2 protein-coding genes and 1 pseudogene are annotated in these 4,439 nt (G+C 72.4%); all 3 read left to right on the forward strand.

What is annotated here, in order from left to right; genetic code table 11:
- Window positions 1–502, forward strand: a pseudogene (locus HMPREF3159_RS17920) (glycosyl transferase family 1); the annotation flags it as partial.
- A gap of 4 nt (window positions 503–506) precedes the next feature.
- Window positions 507–1,520, forward strand: coding sequence for a hypothetical protein (locus HMPREF3159_RS10255; RefSeq protein WP_070500940.1), 1,014 nt, complete (start codon window positions 507–509; stop codon window positions 1,518–1,520).
- A 54-nt stretch (window positions 1,521–1,574) separates the two neighbouring features.
- Window positions 1,575–4,439: glycosyltransferase (locus HMPREF3159_RS10260; protein ID WP_246821604.1), on the forward strand; the 2,865-nt coding region annotated here is incomplete at its 3' end.

The following is a 4,439-nucleotide window of genomic DNA, read 5'->3' on the forward strand; positions in this document are numbered from 1 at the left end:
CGAGCGCACCAACGTCTACGACGAGCACGTCGTCGTCCCCCGCCAGCAGCCCGAGCTGACCGCCGCGATCGAGGCCCCCAGCACGGAGGAGAAGCGCTGGGACGTCTGCGTCATCTCGCAGCCGCGGGTGCTGCGGCGGATCCTGACCTTCGTGCAGGAGCTGGTGGCGGAGCGCCCCGAGCTGCGTGTCGTGATCGCCCCGCATCCCGCGCAGCGCGAGATCATCGGACAGGAGCTCGCCGCGAGCGGGCTCGAGGAGTCGGTCGACATCGCCGAGGAGGACACGCTGACCACCATCACGCGCTCCGTCATGGCGGTCGGCACGTTCTCCACCTCGCTGTGGGAGTCCGCGGCACTGGGCTGCCCGACCTACGTCATCGAGGTGCCGGGCTTCGAGGAGACCCTCCAGGACGTCGAGTCGGGCCTGTTCCGCCTCGCGACCTCGCCGCATGACCTCGTCCCCTACGAGGTCCCCGCCTCCCGACACGACATCTTCGGCTGAGCCCATGGACATCCAGAACCACTACTACGGGCACAGCGCCGCCCTCGCCCTCCACGCGGGGCTCGACTCCGTGCGCCACCTCCACGGGCTCCTCCAGCACGGCTGGACCGTGCGCTCGCCCTCGCTGGTGCACTTCTCCGACTTCGCGCGCCTTCCCCGCACCTCGCGCCGACTGGTGTGGAGCCATCGGGCGCGAGGCTGGGACCCCGCCGAGGATCCCTTCCTCACCACGCCGATCGGGGCGCCCTTCCTGTACCTCAGCGCGCTGACGGCCGACGAGCCGGTCGCCGATCTCGGGGCGACCGTCGCCTTCCCCGTCCACGACACCCGCCTCGTCAAGCTCCGGCACGACGACGCGGACCTCGCTCGCGAGCTCGCCGAGCGCGATGGCTCCTCCCTCGTCTGCCTCCACCCCGAGGACCTCGATCGCCCGGAGAAGATGCAGGTCTGGAGCGAGCACGGCCACCGCGTCGTCAGCGCGGGGGAGCGGCGCGACCCGCAGTTCCTCGGCCGGATCCTCCGCCTCGTCCGCGGGGCGCGGCGCGTCGTGTCCAACCAGCTCTCCACCGCGGTGGTCTACGCCGCCGCCGAGGGCACGCCCACCGCGATCTACGGCGGCGACCTCGCCATAGGCTCCCTCGGCACCGAGGTCTCCCGTCGCACGCGCGAGCTGTGGCCCGAGTTCCACGACGACACCGCCGAGGATGCGACCCGGCGCGCCGTCGCCCTGGCGGAGCTCGGCCACGAGCACCTGCTGTCCCCGGCGGCGCTGCGGGCGGCGCTCGGCTGGGACCGCAGCACCGCCGGACCGTTCCTCAGCTACTGGGGCGGTGCCCCGCTCCGGAAGGCGGGCGCGGTGCTCGGCCTCGTGGAGCGGACCGAAGGCGCGCAGGACGCCGGCTCCGGCCAGTCCCCGCTGGTGTTCCTGCGCCACCCGCTCAGCCATCTGCCCGGCCGGCTCCCGCGCCTCCCCGCGCGCGACGACCTCCTGCCGGAGCCGCTCGTCCCCGCACGGTGACCCCGTGGAGCACTCTCCCCTGACCCCCGTGACCTGAGGAAGGTTGTCGCCCGAATGATCGTGATCTGCACCAACGAGGTCGCCGGACCCACCGGCTACCACAAGTCCGTCGTCCAGCTGGGCAACGGGCTGAGTGCGGCGGGATACGCGGTGGCGGTGCTGGGTTTCCTCGGCACCGGCGACGTCGCGAGCCGGATGCTCCCGGTGTGGCCGCTGGACCTCGAGGTCCCCGCCTACACGCTGCGTGCGCTGCCGGCCGACGGCGGCCGTCTGCTGCACCGCAACGCGCACCCCGAGCTCACCGGCGACCTCGGCGCGCTGCACTACGAGTTCACGGCCAACGAGCTGGCCGCCCTCCGGGAGCTCAACGACGCGCTCACGGAGGAGGACACGATCGTGTTCACCGCCCCGGTGCAGGCCCTCGCCTTCCAGCACGCGCTCGGCGGGGACGCACGCCGCCCCCGCACCGTCCTGCAGATCCATGGCGACTACCTCCACCATGCCGAGCTCTGGGACCCGCTGATGGCGTCCCGAGACGTCATCGACCGGCTGCAGACGGTCGCCGACGGACTGCGCCAGCAGTTCATCCCGACCTTCGCCGACGAGGACGTGGTGTTCATCCCGAACTTCCCCGGGGAGGGTCCCGGGGCGATCCAGCGCGTCGAGCACGAGGGCGTGAACATCGCCCTGCCCGCCTCCTTCCAGCACCGCAAGAACCAGCTCGACGCGGTGCGGGCGCTGTCTCTGATCGAGGACGAGTCCGTCCACCTCACGCTGTGGGGGAACATCAACCGCAACAACCCCTACTACGTCGCCGTCCGCGAGCTCGTGGACTCCCTCGACCTCCACGGCCGCGTGCACATGCCCGGCTTCGGCACCGAGCACGACGTCTACTCCACCGCGGACATCGTGCTGATGTCCTCGCTCTCCGAGGGCTTCCCGTACCCGCTGCTGGAGGCGATGTACCAGGGACGCCCCACCGTCTCCTACGACTTCGACTTCGGCCCGCGCGAGGCGATCGAGGACGGCGCCAGCGGGTACATCGTCCCCCTCGGCGACGTCGAGCAGCTCGCGGCACGGCTCGGCGAGGTCGCCGCGGACGCGGAGCTGCGGGAGCGCTTCGGACGACGCGCGCGGGAGCGCTACGACGAGCGGTTCGCCCCCTCGGCCGTCGTCGAGCAGTACCGCGAGTTCTTCGGCCCGCACGACGCGCCGCTCGACCTCGCGAGCGTGTTCTCCACCGACGGGAAGGAGCCGATCGGGACCGAGGAGATCGAGCATCGCGCGCGCCGCACCCGCGGCGGTCGCCTCCACCAGCTCACCGTCACCTCGCTCGTCGGGCTGCACGACGTGCAGGTCGACGACGGCCTCCAGACCCGGGCCGCCAAGGTGCGGACCCAGCGCGGCACGACCCGGATCGAGTTCGAGGCCTCCGCCCCCGTCGTGATCTCGTACACCACCGCCCCCGGCTCCGGGGACCGGCACTATCTCGCTAGCACCACCGCCCAGCACGAGCTCGTCGTGCTCGCGCACCTGCGCCGCGACGCCCGGTACGGCGCCGGACGGCCCGCGGCGCAGGACACGATCTTCGGGACCTCCGGCGGGACGCTCCCGCTGCACGTCCCGACCGCGCTGGCCCATCTCGCCATGCGGGCTCCGCGGGACGTCGTGTGGAAGGCGCGCGACGTCGCCACCACGGTCGGCACCCGGATGCGGGCCCGGCGCGAGCTCGCCGGCGCCGAGGGGGCGACGCTCTCGCAGCCCTCGGCGAACCCCACCGAGGGCGAGGTCCCGCTCGGCCAGGCCGCGGACCTCGACGTCGAGGACGAGACCTCCGCCGGTGGGACCGTCGACGCCCGCTCGATCCTCGCCCCGCTGCTGGAGATCGGCCCGAGCGCCGCGGCCTCGACGATGCGCATCCTCTCCGGCCTGTCCAGGGCGCCGGGAGCTCCCACCCGACGCGAGATCCCGCGCCATCCGTGGTACCCGGTCACCGCCGGCGCGGACAGCTTCGGGACGCCGATCAACCAGACCGGGGGGGTGCAGGTCCGCAACGCCGGCACCGCCGAGCGCCCCACGGTCTCGGTGCGCGGTGAGTACGACTGGGTGGAGCTGCGCGACGGCGCCTCCCGCCGCCGGATCACCCCGCCCTGGACCTACGGCGAGATGTTCGAGCGCCTCTGCGAGGCCGAGCGGAAGCACGGCCTGTTCGAGATCACCACGGCCGACGGAGTGCATCTGTGGGAGCTCGGACGCTCGGCGCTGGTGATCCAGCTGGCCGAGGCCGCCGGGCTGTGGGGCGCGGCGCCCGCCGTCGGCGGCGTGGTCCTGGACGAGTACCCGGGCAGCAAGCGTCTGTCGACGGCACCTCGGGCCGAGCGGGTCGTGTTCGACTACGCACGGCGCGGCCAGAGCGGCTACCGAACGGCCCCGTTCGTCGACGACGAGACGCTGTTCGTGGTGCAGCCGGGCGCCGACGGCTATCCGGACGTGGACGAGACGAACATGGTCTACCCCTTCGCGGAGTTCACGCAGTGGAAGGAGGACTGGCGGCGACGCTGGTCCCACATGCGTGTGCCTGAGGTGGATGCGCGCCCGTACGAGGCCGCGCTGACCGAGGCGCTGGGTATTCGCGTCGATCTCGGTGACCACCTGCGTAACCGTCTGGTGAAGTTCCTCGCGGAGCGGGAGTTCTTCACGCCCGTGTTCGAGCGGGTGCAGCCGGAGGAAGTGCTGATCGCCTCGAGCCACTGGTGGGCGGGAATCGGTGCGGCGGCCGCCCGCTCGGGGGCGCGGGTCTCGGACATCCAGTACGCGCTGACCAGCCACTATGCCCCGTCGTTCTGGTTCGGGCAGAAGCCCCGCTACGGCGCGACCCGCTTCTACGCGTGGTCGGACTTCTGGGCCGAGCGCACCAAC

The sequence above is a fragment of the Brachybacterium sp. HMSC06H03 genome (assembly GCF_001807385.1).
GTDB lineage: Bacteria > Actinomycetota > Actinomycetes > Actinomycetales > Dermabacteraceae > Brachybacterium > Brachybacterium conglomeratum.

Bases quoted from the DNA above. Each gene is read 5' to 3' on its own strand.
- HMPREF3159_RS10255 (WP_070500940.1), top strand. From the start codon at position 507: ATGGACATCCAGAACCACTACTACGGGCACAGCGCCGCCCTCGCCCTC.